Origin of the sequence: Antrihabitans stalagmiti (assembly GCF_016482825.1) — a bacterium.
GTDB classification, from domain to species: domain Bacteria; phylum Actinomycetota; class Actinomycetes; order Mycobacteriales; family Mycobacteriaceae; genus Antrihabitans; species Antrihabitans stalagmiti.
This window is the reverse complement of record NZ_JAEMNV010000007.1, coordinates 62579-77757: the sequence shown is the minus strand read 5'-3', so window position 1 is coordinate 77757 and position 15179 is coordinate 62579. Positions and strand designations below refer to the sequence as shown.

Here is a 15179-nt window from a genome sequence, read left to right as displayed (position 1 = left end):
GTGATGGAACTTGCGCAGGTGTGGTTCGTCCTGGTCGGAGTCTTGTTCACGGGCTACTTCGTCCTGGAGGGTTTCGACTTCGGCGTCGGAATGCTCTTTCCTGTCCTCGGCCGAACCGACGAGCGACGTCGTGTTCTGTTGAACACGATCGGCCCCGTCTGGGACGGCAACGAAGTCTGGCTGCTCACGGCGGGTGGCGCACTCTTTGCGGCTTTCCCCGACTGGTACGCAACCATGTTCTCCGGCTTCTACTTGCCGTTGTTGCTCATCCTGATCGCGCTCATCGTCCGAGTCGTTGCGATCGAATGGCGCGGGAAGATCGACGACGTACGGTGGCGGGCACGCTGTGATGCGGCCATCATGGTCGGATCGTGGCTGCCGGCGGTGTTGTGGGGCGTTGCCTTCGCCAATCTGGTTCGCGGGGTTGCCATCGACGCCGACCGCAAGGTGACGTCGAATCTGTTCGACATGCTGAACCCGTACGCGCTGCTCGGCGGCGTGACGACAGCCCTGGTCTTCGTACTCCACGGCGCTGTGTTCGTCGCACTCAAGTCTGCAGACGAAGTCCGCGAAGACGCTGTACTTCTTGCACAACGGCTCGCAGTTCCAGCAGTCCTGGTAGCCGGTGTATTCGTCCTCTGGACGCAAGTGTCCTACGGCAAGGGATGGACCTGGCTGACAGTCGCCACGGCTGCCGCTGCGCTGGTCGGAGTTGCCGCCCTCACCAGGGCAGGTCGAGAGGGCTGGGCATTCCTGCTCACCACCGTCGCGATTGTGTCGACCGTCGTGCTGTTGTTCGGCTCGCTCTATCCGAACTTGATGCCGTCCACCACTGACGCCGCGTACAACCTGACCATCTCCAACTCGTCGTCGAGCGACTACACGCTGAAGGTGATGACGTGGGCCGCAGCGTTTATGACTCCGGTCGTCGTCATGTACCAGGCGTGGACCTACTGGGTGTTCCGCAGCCGAATCTCCGTCGACCACATTCCGCCGTCGATAGGGCTGAAGTCGGATCGGTCGCAATGAGGCTCGCAACCGAACCCCGTAACAGTCGCGGCCCGATCGATCCGCGGCTGTGGAAGTACTCCCGATCGGCGCGTAGTTATCTTGTTCTGACAGTTATCCTTTCGCTGGTCGCGACAATAGCGACCGTTGTATCGGCTCTGTGCGTCGGCGGCGTGTTGGCGGGCGTCATCACCGAACCGGATCGCCGAAATCTCGCGGCGTGGACATTCGAACTAGCCGTTCTCTGCATGGCTCTCGGAGCGCGTGTGCTCGCCGTGTGGGCTCAAGGCCGCTTCGGTCACCGTGCCGCTTCTCGTGTCGTCGCTGAACTCGAAAGCGAAGTGCTGGAGGCCGGCGCGAATCTGCAGACGCGAGAACTCGATTCGCGTCGAGCGAACTTGACGTTTCTGGTGTCGCAGGGACTCGACGATCTGCGGCAGTACTTGGCGGGCTATCTTCCGGCACTGGTGCTTGCGACGGTCGTACCTCCGATCGTTCTTGTCGTCATCGCATGGCACGACCTGGTTTCCGCAGTCATCATCGTCGTAACCCTGCCTCTCATACCGATCTTCATGGTGCTGATCGGACTGCTGACGAAACACCGATCGGAAGCCACGTTGGAGACGATGAGTGCGTTGTCGGCGCAGCTGCTCGATCTCCTCGCGGGGTTACCGACACTTCGAGCGCTGGGTCGCGAGCGCGGTCCAGCGCGGCGGGTTCGGGAGCTCGGCGACGCGCACCGTAAGTCCGCCATGGCTGCGCTGCGTGTTGCCTTCCTGTCTGCGTTCGTTCTGGAACTGCTTGCAACACTGTGCGTTGCGCTCGTCGCGGTCAGTATTGGGCTGCGTCTGGTTTTCGGGGAAATGACCCTTATGGCGGGATTGGTCGCGCTGATTCTGGCACCGGAGGTCTATCAACCGTTACGTGCGGTCGGTGCAAAGTTTCACGCGGCTGCGAACGGCAAAGCTGCGGCCGACCAAGCCTTCGAGGTTCTCGAAACGACCACCGAGGAGGCTGTCGGCCGAGGCTTGACGCCCGTCGGCGGAACGATCGAACTCGAGCATGTATCGATTCGTACTCGCAGTGGCTTCGCCCCGCACAATTTGTCGGCGTGTCTCGAACCTGGGCGCGTCACCGTGTTGGTGGGCATGAACGGTGCCGGCAAATCCACTGCGCTGCAGGCGATTATCGGACTGAACGCTCCGGACGAGGGACGCGTGATCGTCGGCGGACGCGACGTCGCAGGGGTAGATCTGCAGGAGTGGTGGTCGCAAGTCGGCTGGCTGCCGCAGCGTCCGGTTCTCGTCCCCGGCACGCTGCGTGAAAACCTCGAACTGACGGGAAGCATTGCCATCGGTGCCGACCGGCTTGCTGCTGCATGCGCGGCAACGGGTTTCGACGCAGTACTCGACGAATTGCCCCATCGCTGGGCAACCCTGGTCGGGGAAGGTGGTGTCGGCCTGTCTCTCGGACAGCGGCAGCGACTCGCATTGACCAGGGTCCTTGCGGGCAACAAGCAGGTGCTTCTACTGGACGAACCCACGGCTCATCTCGACGACGCGTCCGAAGCGAGGGTGCTCCAGGCGCTGGTCGACCGCGCTCGAAGTGGTGTGACGGTCGTTGTCGTTGGACACCGTCCCGCGGTGCTTGCCACCGCTGACGTCCTGGTGGAGGTGCGTACCGATGCGTAACGACCCGCTCGTGCGTGCAGTCCTGCTGCTCGACGTTCCATTGCGTCGATTTGCCGTGGCCATTGCTGCCGGTGTGGTTGCCCTCGGTAGCGGCCTCGCGCTCGCTGCGTTGGCTGCGTGGCTGATTGCCCGCGCCTGGCAGATGCCGCCTGTTCTCGACCTGTCGATTGCTGTCGTCTCCGTACGCGCACTCGGCATCTCCCGCGGAATCTTCCGCTACCTCGAACGCTTGGCGTCCCACGATGCTGCGCTGCGTGGAACAACCAACGCGCGTACAGCCATCTACCGCAGGCTCGCGGAGGGCAACCCAGCGACTGTGACGGGGTTGCGCAAGGGTGACCTCCTCGTGCGGACGGGAGTCGATGTCGACGCCGTAGGTGCCGTAGTTGTGCGAGCTATCGTCCCGATGGCGGTAGCTGCGGTATTGGCCACTGCTGCAGTGGTACTCAGTGCTTGCATTTCACTACCCGCCGCTACCGTGTTGGCCGGATCAGCTGTCTTCGCGGGCGTCGTCGCGCCATGGGTAGGTGCTAGGTCCGCAAGGCAAGCCGAACAGGCTGCCGCGTTCTCCCGTGCTGCGGCCGTCGAACGCGGGGTCGTCGCTCTCGACCATGCTGCCGAATTGCGGGTCGCGGGAAAGCTCGACGGGTTGCTCGACGACACCCGACGTAAGCGGATGAGATCGGTCGCTCTCTTCGACCGCGCCGCTTTCGGGTCAGCCTTGGCGGCTGCCGCGCAACCTCTCGCGATATCGGTCAGTTTGGTTGCGGCACTGGCTTTCGGCATTCTTGCCTACGCAAGTGCCGCCGACATGTCACCTATGGCGTTGGCGGTGCTCGTGCTACTGCCGCTCGCAGCGTTCGAGGCCCTCGGGCCGATGCCCGAGACGGCGCAGGAACTCACAAGGGCGCGAATCGCCGCAACCAGGTTGATGGCGATGCTGGATGCTGCCGAAACGGCGTGTGACGATGCGGGCACGGTTGCGGTCCCTCCGTCGGTCGCCGTTCGGGCCGAGGGTCTTGTGTGCGGTCGAAACGGCGGAAGGCAGACCCGTGCAATCGATCTAGATTTCTTCCCTGGATCGCGTACGGCAATAGTCGGTGCCAGCGGTGCGGGCAAGACGACTCTGTTGATGACTCTTGCAGGGATCCTTCCTGCGATGGCTGGATCCGTCATGATCGACGAGCTTCCGATCGAAAATTTCGACAGCGAGCAGTTGCGTACAGACATCGGGTTCTTCGCCGAAGACGCGCACTTGTTCGACACCTCGCTGTTGGAGAACCTGAGGGTATCGAACGGCAATCTCACGGAGCCGGCGGCGATGAGCATCCTCGACGCTGTGGGGTTGAGCGGATGGGTGAGCGCGTTGCCGGAGGGATTGCACACTCGGTTGACCGGTGGAGCCAAGGCCGTGTCGGGGGGCCAGCGGCGGCGAATTCTGCTCGCGCGGGCACTGGCATCACCTGCCCGAGTCTTGTTGCTCGACGAGCCTACAGAGCACCTCGACAACGAGGACGGCGCCGATCTGCTGCGGAGCCTGCTCGATCGGCGTTGCGGATTGGTCGCTGCAGATCGGACGGTCGTCGTCGTCACCCATCAGCTTCCGTCCGACACCCACGCCGACCGGGTGCACACTGTCGAGGCTGCGCCGGCTGGAAGACCCAGCCGTACGGGACCTTCTCCTCTCGTCGCCGATCGCCCCCGGTGACAGGCTTGGAAGAAGGAGGTCTCGCAATGCAAAAACGTTGGCTTGTAATGGAAGACGAGTCGCAGAAGGTTCGTTCGCCGTACCGAACTCGAATCGCCGGTGCCGGCAGACAGCTTCCGTCGACCCACATGTCGACCACCGAGGTGATGGCCACGACGAAACATCGGACACACATCGATTTGGAACGCCTTACGGGCATTCATGAGCGGAGAGTGTCAGCAGGAGAACATGATTCGTTGACTCTCGCTACTGCTGCTGCGCAGGACAGCCTCCGGCACGCAGGTCGGCGTGGAGAAGAAATCGAAGTAGTGATCAACTGCAGCATCACCAAGTTTCGCGACGGCCTCACCCAGTGGCTCGAACCAACCATGAGTAGTGCGATCGCGAAACGCATCGGTGCAACCGGCGCGCTGACCTTCGATATCTCGAACGCGTGCGCAGGAATGCTTACCGGCGTCGCGATTCTGAACAACTGGATTCGACAGGGCTTGATCACGCGCGGCATGGTCGTCAGCGGCGAGTACATCTCGCCGGTCAGCGCGAACGCCGCCCGACACGTGCACAACGTTATGAGCAAGGAGCTCGCGTCGCTGACAGTGGGTGACGCCGGCGCCGCGTTGGTCCTCGAACGCGCACAGCCTGGCTCGGGAAGTATTTCGGTCTCAGGCTTCACGACCATCGCCGATCACAGCAGACTCTGCCTCGCGTATCCGAAGGGACACGAACCTGCGGCGCGTATGTTCACGAATTCCCGTGCCATACACAAGGTTGCGATCTCCGACACCCCGGTGCTGTTCCAGGAGGTCCTCGACACAGCCGGTTTGTCACTCCACGACATCGATCACGTGATCACACACCAAACGTCTGCTCGTGCGATTCGGAAGGGTATGGCAGAACTTGTCGAGAAGTTCGGTGATGCACCTCGACACGATGCGGTCATCACCGTCGACAAATACGGCAATACAGCGTCGACGACACACACGGTTGCGTTGGTCGACGAATTCGAGGCACAACGAATAGAGCCCGGCGAAACCGTTGCGCTCGTAGCGCTGGCGTCCGGTTTGGAGATCGGCGTCGTTCTCTTCACACCGGACAAGGAGTTACTGGAAAGCTATGGGAACAGTCATTGACAACATCAGCGTTTCGCACGGCGGTTGGCGGACCAAGCACAGCGCTTTGCATCTTGCGGTGGAGGCCGCGAAGGAGTGCCTGTCGTCCGCGAGCTGCGACCCGAACGATCTGGACCTCGTAGTCAACGCGGGCCTCTATCGCGATCGCAATCTCGGCGAACCTGCACTGGCAGCACTGATTCAGGAAGACATCGGCGCGAATCCCGAGGATCCACACGCCGGGGGACACGGCACCTTTTCCTTCGATGTCGCCAACGGATCGTGCGGTGCGCTGACTGCTGCCCAGGTGATAGACGGATTTCTCCGAACCGGCACGGTCACCAGGGGACTTGTGGTGACGAGCGACGCCGACCCCGGGCACGGAATGAGCAAAGATTTTCCCTTCTCTCCGACCGGTGCCGCGCTGCTGTGCAGCTGGCGGGACTCCAACTACGGCTTCGGCGACTTCCATTGGGTCACGATCGATGACGAGAAAGCCTTCCGCGCCACCGTCGGGCTGGAGCATCGACAGAATGTGCTGCGCTTCGAAATTTCCGAAGACTGTGCTGACGGCTACGGTGCCGCTGCGGCTCGAGCTGCCGAAAAGTGCTTGGCAGCTGAGGAATTGGATATCGACGGACTCGACTTGATTGTCGCTGCTCCAGGCGATCGAAAGTTCTGCATCGTTTTGGCGAGCGAGCTCGGCATCTCGCCGCAGCGAATCACGGCAGCTACGGATGCCAATGCGCACACGTCTGCGATTCTCCTGGCCATGAAAGACGCTGTCTCGCAACTACGTCCGGGTGGGACTGCACTCCTACTCGCCGCCGGCGCAGGGATCGAAGCAGCTGCCGTTGTCTATCGCATGCCCCCTGCGACGTAACAGAAGGCGGCAACAGAAGGCAGCGGCGACAGGATGGCCGGGTTGATCGTGGTCGCGGGCTTGCCTGCGACCGGGAAGACGTCGATAGCTCGGCCGGTGGCGAGGTCCCTCGGCGCGGCGTTTGTGCGGATCGACACCATAGAGAACGCGCTCGAACGATCGGGTGAAGCGTCGACGGTGGAAACGGCCGGCTACATGATCGGATACGCGGTGGCGCGCGATCAGATCGACAACGGATTGCTCTGCGTCGCCGAGTGCGTGAACCCACTCAGGATTACGCGGGATGCGTGGCGCGATGTTGCGTTCGAACGGGGCGCCTGGCTTCTCGACGTCGAGGTGGTCTGCTCGGATTCCAGTCGACACCGCGAGCGGGTCGAGCGTCGCGCCGCAGATATTGCGGGTCTGGTCCTGCCGACGTGGCAACAGGTGACCGCTCGCGTCTACGAGCCATGGGACCGCGAGCGGCTCGTGATCGACACTGCGGTGACGGATATCGAATCCGCTGTCGAGATAGTGCGACTACGCGCAGTCGCACTCGCGAACTGTTAACGCCGGGAGTGTGCTTCCGCGACGAGAAGTTCCATATGGCGCTCGATTTCGTGAGCCAGAAAGTCGAGATCCGGCGCCGAGTCGAAATCTCCGGTGATTCCGAACGAAACCCGGTCGGCGTAGCTCAAGATCGCGATTCCGATTCGCAGGCGCCACGCTATCGGGACGTAGGGAAAGATCTCGACGACCCGACTTCCGAGCACGGTCCTACTGTGCTTGGGGCCGGGAACGTTCGTGGCCACGATGTCGATTCCGTGTTGCGGCAGTCTGCTCGCCAGCCGTACGGCCCATGCGGTGGGTGCGAAGGGCCAGTGCTCGGCCAACGAGGTCGCGAGATGACCCGCCTCGGCCTCGCCGCCCGACTTGTGGGCTGCCATTCGACCGTGGACGGCGGCGAGCTGGTCGACCGGATCAGCGATTGCCACGGGCAGGACAGGCAACATCAGGGAGACACGGTTGTCGAGCACATCGGCGCTGCCCGAGTTCCGAACCGACACCGGAACGAGTGTCCGAACCGAATCTTCTTTCGGCTCCTCTCCGCGGCGGAGCAACATTGTGCGCAATGCCCCGGTGATGGCAGCGAGGGCCACATCGTTCACCTTCACATCGAACACGGTGCACACGTCGCGAATGTCGAGCATCGACGCTCGCGCCACTGCGTATCGCCGTTGTTTGCCGACCGGCCCGAGCAGCGACGTCGACGCGGTCGGAACGAGCACACCGCCTGCGATGCCGGCAAACCCTTTGGCTGCGCCGAAGGTTCCGAGCGCGATCTGAAGGGGGGTCAGTAGACCCTTGACGAGATAGCGGAATTGAGCGGCGGGGGAGGACGGTAGCGCAACGAGCGCGTCGCGAACGCGGCGCGCAATGCCCGTAGAGTTGTCCGCTGGTTCGCGCCGACTGACGAGCCTCACCACACCGTTGTGGGTGTCCGGGTCGCAGAGGGCCTCGAACAGTCGCGCACCGGCGATGCCGTCGGCCATGCAGTGATGAACCTTGGCCAGAATCGCCCACCGACCGTTCTCCAGACCCTCTACGACCCAGCACTCCCACAGGGGTCGGGACCTGTCCAGCCGCTGCGCCATCACACGGCCGACCAGGTGACCGAGGGCGTCGTCGTCGCCCGGTGCAGGTAGGGCGGTGCGACGCAGGTGACGATTGACATCGAAGTCGTCGTCATCGATCCATACCGGCGCACTCAGATCGAATGCGGTGGTGTGAATTCGCTCGCGCGCGTGTGGAATTGCGATCAATCGGGCCGCGACCGCTTCGAGGAAATCAGCCTCGCTCGGCGGCGGACCTTCGATTATCGCCACGGCCGCGATCGCAAGACTGACGTTGGGGTCGGAGTCTTCCAACTCGAGAAAGCCGGCATCGAGAGGGGACAAACGTTGTGTCATGAGTACCCGATTCTTCTGCAGGACGGAGCGTGCATACCCAAGGCTCGTCCGCCGTTGCTGTGGGCGGGAGAGAAAGAGGTCCCGTTGGTTTCGCCGAATGTCAACGGTGTCAGTGCAATCTCGGAATCAGCAGGTAGACGCCGAGCAAGACAGCTGCTGCACATATCGCCAGAGCGGTGCCGGCGAGGACGCGGCCGCCCGTCCGCTGCCCAGGGGTGGAGTGCGGGTCGGTGCCGCGGTCGTAGCCGAGGACACCGACGGTGAATACGGTGATGAGGGTGAGACCGATGGCCATGCTCAGGGCGGCCGCCCAGGCCAGTGAACTCCAGTTGACAGAGATTTGCGACATGATGGTGGCCTTCTCAGATTGCGTTGGCGGGGACGCGGCGATCGACATTGTTGACATTCGCTGAATTGACGACTTCGCGGCGCGAAATTGTGTAGATGACGATCAAAGCCGCAACCAACGAGATGCCGACGACTGCGACTCCGTTGTTGCCGGAGTCGGCAAGGCGACCGCTCAGTCCGCCGAGAAGTGCAGCGGCCGGCACTGTGAGCGCCCACGCGATGGCCATCCGACGAGCGACGGTCCAACGAACCTGGGCGAGCCGCCGTCCGAGCCCGGCACCCACAATACTTCCGGTACACACCTGCGTCGTCGAAAGTGGAACGCCCATATGGGCTGAGGTGAGTAGGACGACGGTCGAGCTGGTCTCTGCTGCAAACCCTTGTGTGGGTTCGATATCGGTGAGCCGGTGCCCCATCGTCCGGATGATCCGCCAGCCGCCGAGGTAGGTGCCCGTCGCGATCACGACGGCGCACGCTGTGATTACCCACAGCGGTGGACCCGAGCCTGCGCTGAGGTGTCCGGACGTGATTAGGACCAAGGTGATCACACCCATCGTCTTCTGGCCGTCGCTGGTGCCGTGCGCCAGCGAAACCAGTGACGCAGAAAGGGTTTGGCCGAATCGGTAGCCCGTGGCAACCGACGTCTCGGACGCTCGACGGGTCAGTCTGTACGCGAGGTAGGTGCCGGTCAGCGCGACGGTCGCAGCAAGGACGGGTGCCGTCAATGCGGGAATCAGGATCTTGGAAACGACAACGCCGAAGTGCACAGCGTCCGCGCCGGCAGCGAACCAGACCGCGCCGATGAGTCCGCCGAGCAGCGCATGTGACGAGGAGGAGGGCAGCCCGACCAGCCAGGTGAGCATGTTCCACACGATCGCCGCAACCAGTCCGCCGAAGATAACGGCGGGTGTGATTTTCGTGTCGTCGACGAGCCCGCCGGAGATCGTCTTCGCAACGGCCGTGGAAAGGAATGCCCCGCACAGATTGAGGACCGCCGAGATGGCCACCGCAACTTTGGGTGCGAGCGCTCCCGTCGCGATCGAGGTTGCCATCGCGTTGGCGGTGTCGTGGAAGCCGTTGGTGAAGTCGAACACCAACGCCGTGATCACCACAGCGAGAACGATGAAAGTCACATCCATCGGAATTCCTTTCGGAGCGCATCCAGTTCGAGGTGATCTCCACCAGGATGTCGATACGCTCAGGTTGCCGGTCGGCGGGCGGCGCGCGCGAGTGCCGAACGGCCCTGCGGTCAAGGCTTTCGGCCAGTTCGGCCGCCGTTGGCTGCCGTCGCTCACGGCGGCCGTTGGACCCTGTTACGCATGACTTTCAGCAGCCGCGCTCACGTCCGTTGCGGCGTTAGGTTCGTGGAATCGGAATCGAGGATTCAGTGGTGCGGTGCGGTGCGGTCGGCCAGGTCGCGACGCAACTTTATTCAGGAGCAGAAGATGACAGATGGCGTCGTAGATGTTGCAACGATCGAGGCGTTGATCGAGACGGCGTGTCGAGCTCCGTCGCTTCACAACAGTCAACCGTGGAAGTGGGTTATCGACGGAAAAAAGGTACACCTTTACGCCGACGACGAGCGACTGCTTCCGATCACGGACAACTCGGGTAGGCAGTTGTCGATCAGCTGCGGAGCGGCGCTGGATCATCTTCGTGTCGCCGCAGCGGGCACCGACCTCGACTCCCATATCACTCGCTTTCCCGACCCGGGGGCACCGGATCTTCTCGCAACGGTCGAATTCCAGCCTGCGGCAAAGACATCCGAGGAAGACCGCACACGCGCAAAAGCGATATTGCACCGCCGGACGGACCGCCTGGTATTCCTGCCGCCACGGGACTGGCAGAAAGTCTCTGCAGTACTGCACGACATCGCAATCGGCTACGACGCGCGCGTCGAAGAGATTCCTCCGCGTCGACGCGCAGAACTTGCACACGTGTCACATCGTGCCGCGGCGCTGCACCGGTACGACTCGACCTACAAAGCCGAATTGCAGTGGTGGACAGGTCGTTCCACACTCCCGGACGGAATCCCCGTGACGGCTGTTCCATCGCGCGCCGAAGCATCGCGAGTGCCGTTCGGCAGGGCGTTTCCTGTTGCCGAGAAGCAGCCGATGCATCGAGTCGAAGTTGGGGTCGACAGGTCGCAGATCCTTGTGCTTACCACGCCCAGCGACTCGCGGGAGGACTGGCTGCGATGTGGCGAGGCGTTGTCGACGATTCTGCTCGAATGCACTGCGCGGGGCCTGGCCACATGTCCTCTCACCCACATGACCGAACTCCCGGACAGTCGAAGTCTCATACGCGAAATGCTCACCGGCTCAGGGGTTCCGCAGGTGATCGTGCGTGTAGGTTCAGCGTCGGCGTGGACGGCAGATCCGCTGACCCCACGACGTCCCCTTGCCGATGTGCTCACTGTTCGTCCGACTGCCGGATAGGGCCGAAAGTCCGTTGTGGATTTCTGGTGATGCCTCTGCGGCAGATGCCTTTCGATTCTCCCCGAACCGGAACACGGTGAATACGATTGAAATATGAATTATGGCTACACCGCATTCTTCGCGGCAGGAGTTTGTGCGGTAATTATTGGCGGTTCGGATAACCGAATGGAATTCTCCGCCAATGGACATGCGATGATACCCGCAGTCGATTCGAGACATATTTCAGAGCGCCTGCCAGCGGGACCTGACGATTCTTCGGCACCGGGATTGGTTGCTCCGTCCAGATATGCCGACGCAGAAAGGGAATCGTTTTACTTCGTTTCTCCGGGCGGGAACTACGAATGTGCGATCAGACTTACGCGTCCGGGTCTGGCCGGATGCCACGGGCCGTTTCCGCCCGATACGCCGGCCGTGCGAAGCGCGGTACAGGAAGATCTTGTTCGTCCCAACTCGATCGAGGTCACTGCCGACGGGGTCGGAACATTCTCGAGTTCGGGCGACCCTCGGTTTCATCGCTTTAGCGGGGTCGCAGAGGTCCTTCCGTACGATCTGCATCTCGTGGTCGACGGATTCGAGTGCAGTATTGCGCCGACCGAAACCGTGAGTTGTCGCACCACCGCTCAGCACGGATTCGCCATCAGCGAGGATTCATATCGTCTGTGGTGACGACGCCGAACGCACGGATTCGGTTCCTGTCACAGCCAGGAGTTCGGTAGTGCGGAACTGGTATCCGCCGATGCAAAGAGCTGCTCGGCCAGATCGGAAAGAGCACGCGCCGTCGCCAGCTCGACTGCCGATCCGTCACCGTTTCCCACGCCCGGCGTATGGCCGGCAATGCCGGTGCCGACTCGTCTCGTAGTTGCACCCATCTGCAGTCGAGCGACGGCTCTCGTGTCGGCTCCACGCTCGTCTACGACGATGGTGACTTCGAAGAATTGTGCCTGCATTGCTATCTCCTGTGCAGTGTCGAGAGGGGCAGGATCAGGCGTAGACCCAATCCGGTGAGTGTCGAGGTCGTTGCGGCCATGAACAGGCCGCCGAGTAGGCCGATGCCGATCGCGAGTGGTGCCGACTGGCCTTCGTGCCACAGTGGCGTTGCGACGCCCATGAAAACTGCGAGTCCTGCGAGCCAGGCCAGAGCTGTGATCCAGATCCAGTGGCCGGCATTGGCGGCCACGTTGCGCAGGACCGAGTACTGCGCTGTTCCTATCGACAGCAGTACTGCAACGGCCAGCAGGGACACAACGGCCACTGTTGCAACGGGTGGCCAACGAGTAATTGGGGACGCCCACGTCGACGGGGCCATACCGAGCGTGTAAGCGAACGCGGCCGCCGCGGCCGTGGAAAGCACCCAACGCGTGCGAGATAGGTCAGGCAATGCGCGTCGCAGCACGGTCGCCTGAGCCAATCCCAGAACCGCGCCTTCTGCCGCGCCGGCCACTACCAACGCAGGCAGTGCCACCGCGGCGGGTGCAGCCGCAGTCGCAATTCCGACGACGGCCGGTATCGAGAAGCCGACGGACTCACCGAATGTGACTATGGGAATCCACTCGCGAACGATGGAGTGGTCTGGCTTCGATGGAGCTGTCTCGGGGCCGTTCAGCGAAAGCAGTAGAGCTTGGTTCGCGGCAGGACTCCGGTGCCCGTCACGGGTCTCGTCCGCTCGTGAACTATATTGCACGACAGTGTTTTTCATGCGTATTGGTGGTGTTCGCGTCGGTTTGTTCAGCGAAGAGACGATCGACGTCTGCCCGCCGGCACAAGCCGGTTCCGGGTACGGTCAGAGCAGCTGCAGCTGCCGCGACGCCGAAGCGAACGGAGTCGTGCAGAGTCATCCCGCGGCTCGCGCCGACGACGATTGCGCCGACCATCGCGTCTCCCGCACCGACCGCGCTGCGCACAGGCATATCGATCGACGCAAACCATTCGTCATAGTCGGCGGTGATCGCCAGAGCGCCTCCCGCGCCGAGCGACAGCACAATTACTTCGCATTTGCCGGACCTGATCCAAGATCGTGCGGCAGACACCTGTTCTGTGCGGGTTGTCAGTTCGCCCCCGATGCTCTCGCGGAGCTCGCGAATGCTCGGCTTGAGCAAGTAGATGCCAGTACGCGCGCGCTGAAGTGCCGGGCCAGATGTGTCCAGGACGAAGCGCGCGCCCGCAGCAGCTGCAACGTCGCCTACCCGCTGATAGAAGTCGGTCGGTACGCCGGGCGGGAGGCTGCCACTTGCGACGACGAAACGAGCGCCCGATGCGGCATCGGCAACGGCCGCGAGGCACTCGTCCTGTTCCCGGAGGGTGAGTTCAGGCCCGGGCAGTACGAAGCGGTACTGCTCGTCGGTCCGCTGATCGGTGACGGCGAAACTTTCCCGAACCGACCCGCCGATCCGGACGGACCGGCTCGGAACGTGTTCGGCAGCAAGCAGATCTTCGAGTACTCGACCGGAAGGACCCCCGGACGGAAACACAGCGGCGACGCTGCCACCGAGTACGTGTGCCACCCGGGCTACGTTGATCCCACCTCCGCCAGGGTCGTATTGCGGTTTCGCACATCGCAATTTGCTCGTCGGAACGACACTCGGCGCAGTTGTCGAGATGTCGAGAGCGGGATTCATTGTGAGAGTGACGATCTCCGGCACTGGTAGCCCGCTTTCCTGCGTGGACGTTCGCGTCCTCTGCTTTGATTCATCGATTTTCGATGGGCGGAACCGGGAGATACAGAGTCGAACGACCTTCCCGGAACGACACACGTCCCCAGCAATTCGAAGGAGGTTCCGATCGCCGACGGCGTCGCGGCTACCGAGGCGATCGGTCGCGGACGAACACGGCAAGAATCAGGCCGGTCGCGAGTATGGCTACACCCGCGATCGTCGATGCAGCGCGGACCCAGCCCGGGCAGCCAAGCAACGGAAGCTCCGTTCTGACCCACACGAGCAGCAGCGCTCCGGTCAGCAGCGCCGCCAGTGCGGTGTGTCGATTCTCCGTGGAAGCCATACGCGCTGTGACTGTCAGCGGCGCGGCAAGAACAACCACGATATCGATTGCGGCAGGCAACGAGGGTACGTCGACATCGATGACCTGCGCCGCTACGGCGCCAGCAGCGACCCACGCGGAAAGACCCGTTGCCGCAGCTGAATTGGCGAGCAACACGTGCCAGATCGAGCGCGCCGGGTGCATTCTCATCGGGATCATGGTCGACACTGTGCTGCTCAGCGCGACCCGACCGGTAGTGCCGAAGGTAACGAGTGGATCAGAAGGCGGGTGGCGATCGATCGTGTGCAGAATCCTCCGCGATGCCGTCCATCCGATGACCTAAGACCCGGCACCAGAGGGCCATCGCCGTTAGCCGAGTGTCGGGGCCGTGGAGAAGGATTCTTGCAAGGCGTGCATCGGAAAAGTCGATGGACCGCCATTTCGCACGGTTTAGATGTCAGAAAGGCAGAGTTCGATGCAGGTACGGGATCTCATGATTCGATCGGTCATCAGCGTCCGACCGGAAACATCTCTGCGAGAGGCCATTTCGATTCTCGTAGACAATAGGTTTGCTGCGCTGCCGGTTGTCGACGGAGACGGACTGGTCGTCGGGGTCTTGTCCGAGTCGAACGCACTGGCCGTGGGTCCTGACCAGCAGGACGCGTCGGTCGGATCGACGATGTCGACGCCTGCCGAAGTGATCAGTCCAGGTTCGGACGTCAGCACGGCCGCGGTGAGAATGCTCAACGGGCGCCTGCGGTCGCTGCCCGTCGTCGAGCAGGGCCTCCTGATCGGCATCGTTGCCCGCCGAGATTTGCTTCGCGTACTCATCAACGACGACGTCACGATCGCGGCGAAAATTCGATCGCTGCTCGACGACTACGCGGGAAGTCGGAGACAGTGGACGATCGCCTCGAACGAGGGGAAGATCGAAATCTGCGGTGGGTTTTCCAGCAAGGACGAACAGCGAATAGTCGCAGCTCTTGCCCGTACCGTGCCCGGCGTGCGCCATGTCGACGTACTGCCGACGGCCGTGGCGCCTGCAGTCGGCATTTGACGATCGGCGGTCCCG

At 62.5% G+C, this 15179-nt stretch carries 16 protein-coding genes; 9 read left to right on the top strand and 7 right to left on the bottom strand.

What is annotated here, in order from left to right; all coding sequences use genetic code 11:
* Positions 1-3: 3 nt before the first annotated feature.
* Genes cydB through JGU71_RS20530 form a run of 6 tightly spaced genes read left to right on the top strand, consistent with a single transcriptional unit; the run spans position 4 to position 6948 of the window.
* Positions 4-1029, top strand: a complete 1026-nt coding sequence (cydB, locus tag JGU71_RS20555; protein WP_199706168.1) for a cytochrome d ubiquinol oxidase subunit II — start codon at positions 4-6, stop codon at positions 1027-1029.
* Positions 1026-2699: a thiol reductant ABC exporter subunit CydD gene (cydD, locus tag JGU71_RS20550; RefSeq protein WP_199706167.1), complete on the top strand. Its 1674-nt coding sequence runs from the start codon at positions 1026-1028 to the stop codon at positions 2697-2699. The genes cydB and cydD overlap by 4 nt, the downstream gene beginning before the upstream one ends.
* Complete coding sequence (gene cydC / locus JGU71_RS20545) at positions 2692-4407, top strand: thiol reductant ABC exporter subunit CydC (protein WP_199706166.1); 1716 nt, start codon at positions 2692-2694, stop codon at positions 4405-4407. Before cydD ends, cydC begins: the two co-directional genes overlap by 8 nt.
* A 26-nt stretch (positions 4408-4433) precedes the next feature.
* A complete protein-coding gene (locus JGU71_RS20540; RefSeq protein ID WP_199706165.1) occupies positions 4434-5537 on the top strand; it encodes a 3-oxoacyl-ACP synthase III family protein in 1104 nt (367 codons plus the stop codon).
* Positions 5521-6399, top strand: a complete 879-nt coding sequence (locus JGU71_RS20535) for a 3-oxoacyl-[acyl-carrier-protein] synthase III C-terminal domain-containing protein (RefSeq protein WP_199706164.1) — start codon at positions 5521-5523, stop codon at positions 6397-6399. Before JGU71_RS20540 ends, JGU71_RS20535 begins: the two co-directional genes overlap by 17 nt.
* A 33-nt stretch (positions 6400-6432) precedes the next feature.
* Positions 6433-6948: a P-loop nucleotide/nucleoside kinase family protein gene (locus tag JGU71_RS20530; RefSeq protein ID WP_199706163.1), complete on the top strand. Its 516-nt coding sequence runs from the start codon at positions 6433-6435 to the stop codon at positions 6946-6948.
* Here the strand turns inward: JGU71_RS20530 and JGU71_RS20525 are convergent.
* The 3 genes from JGU71_RS20525 to JGU71_RS20515 all read right to left on the bottom strand — a co-directional run bounded on the left by JGU71_RS20525 (position 6945) and on the right by JGU71_RS20515 (position 9835).
* The gene (locus JGU71_RS20525) at positions 6945-8348 is read right to left on the bottom strand and encodes a WS/DGAT/MGAT family O-acyltransferase (protein WP_199706162.1); all 1404 of its coding nucleotides are present in this window, start codon (positions 8346-8348) and stop codon (positions 6945-6947) included. The two genes, JGU71_RS20530 and JGU71_RS20525, sit on opposite strands and share 4 nt — an antisense overlap.
* Before the next feature lie 109 nt (positions 8349-8457).
* Positions 8458-8697 (bottom strand): hypothetical protein, encoded by a 240-nt coding sequence (locus JGU71_RS20520; RefSeq protein ID WP_199706161.1) that lies wholly within the window; start codon positions 8695-8697, stop codon positions 8458-8460.
* Between the two features lie 13 nt (positions 8698-8710).
* A complete protein-coding gene (locus JGU71_RS20515) occupies positions 8711-9835 on the bottom strand; it encodes an inorganic phosphate transporter (protein WP_199706160.1) in 1125 nt (374 codons plus the stop codon).
* A 306-nt stretch (positions 9836-10141) separates the two neighbouring features.
* Here JGU71_RS20515 and JGU71_RS20510 point away from each other — a divergent pair, with 306 nt between their 5' ends.
* Together JGU71_RS20510 and JGU71_RS20505 are read left to right on the top strand one after the other, a co-directional pair.
* Positions 10142-11134 (top strand): Acg family FMN-binding oxidoreductase, encoded by a 993-nt coding sequence (locus tag JGU71_RS20510; protein WP_199706159.1) that lies wholly within the window; start codon positions 10142-10144, stop codon positions 11132-11134.
* Between the two features lie 93 nt (positions 11135-11227).
* Positions 11228-11800: a hypothetical protein gene (locus JGU71_RS20505; protein ID WP_199706158.1), complete on the top strand. Its 573-nt coding sequence runs from the start codon at positions 11228-11230 to the stop codon at positions 11798-11800.
* Between the two features lie 29 nt (positions 11801-11829).
* Here the strand turns inward: JGU71_RS20505 and JGU71_RS20500 are convergent, their stop codons facing one another.
* The 4 genes from JGU71_RS20500 to JGU71_RS20485 all read right to left on the bottom strand — a co-directional run bounded on the left by JGU71_RS20500 (position 11830) and on the right by JGU71_RS20485 (position 14317).
* On the bottom strand, positions 11830-12081 hold the full coding sequence (locus JGU71_RS20500) for a dsRBD fold-containing protein (RefSeq protein ID WP_199706157.1): 252 nt from the start codon (positions 12079-12081) through the stop codon (positions 11830-11832).
* A gap of 2 nt (positions 12082-12083) precedes the next feature.
* A complete protein-coding gene (locus tag JGU71_RS20495) occupies positions 12084-12815 on the bottom strand; it encodes a hypothetical protein (RefSeq protein WP_307829742.1) in 732 nt (243 codons plus the stop codon).
* The gene (locus JGU71_RS20490) at positions 12805-13773 is read right to left on the bottom strand and encodes a 1-phosphofructokinase family hexose kinase (protein WP_307829741.1); all 969 of its coding nucleotides are present in this window, start codon (positions 13771-13773) and stop codon (positions 12805-12807) included. Before JGU71_RS20490 ends, JGU71_RS20495 begins: the two co-directional genes overlap by 11 nt.
* Positions 13774-13930: 157 nt before the next feature.
* The gene (locus JGU71_RS20485; RefSeq protein ID WP_199706155.1) at positions 13931-14317 is read right to left on the bottom strand and encodes a hypothetical protein; all 387 of its coding nucleotides are present in this window, start codon (positions 14315-14317) and stop codon (positions 13931-13933) included.
* A gap of 265 nt (positions 14318-14582) precedes the next feature.
* On the opposite strand from JGU71_RS20485, the gene JGU71_RS20480 reads away from it, so the two are divergent.
* A complete protein-coding gene (locus JGU71_RS20480; protein ID WP_233529843.1) occupies positions 14583-15164 on the top strand; it encodes a CBS domain-containing protein in 582 nt (193 codons plus the stop codon).
* Positions 15165-15179 lie beyond the last annotated feature (15 nt).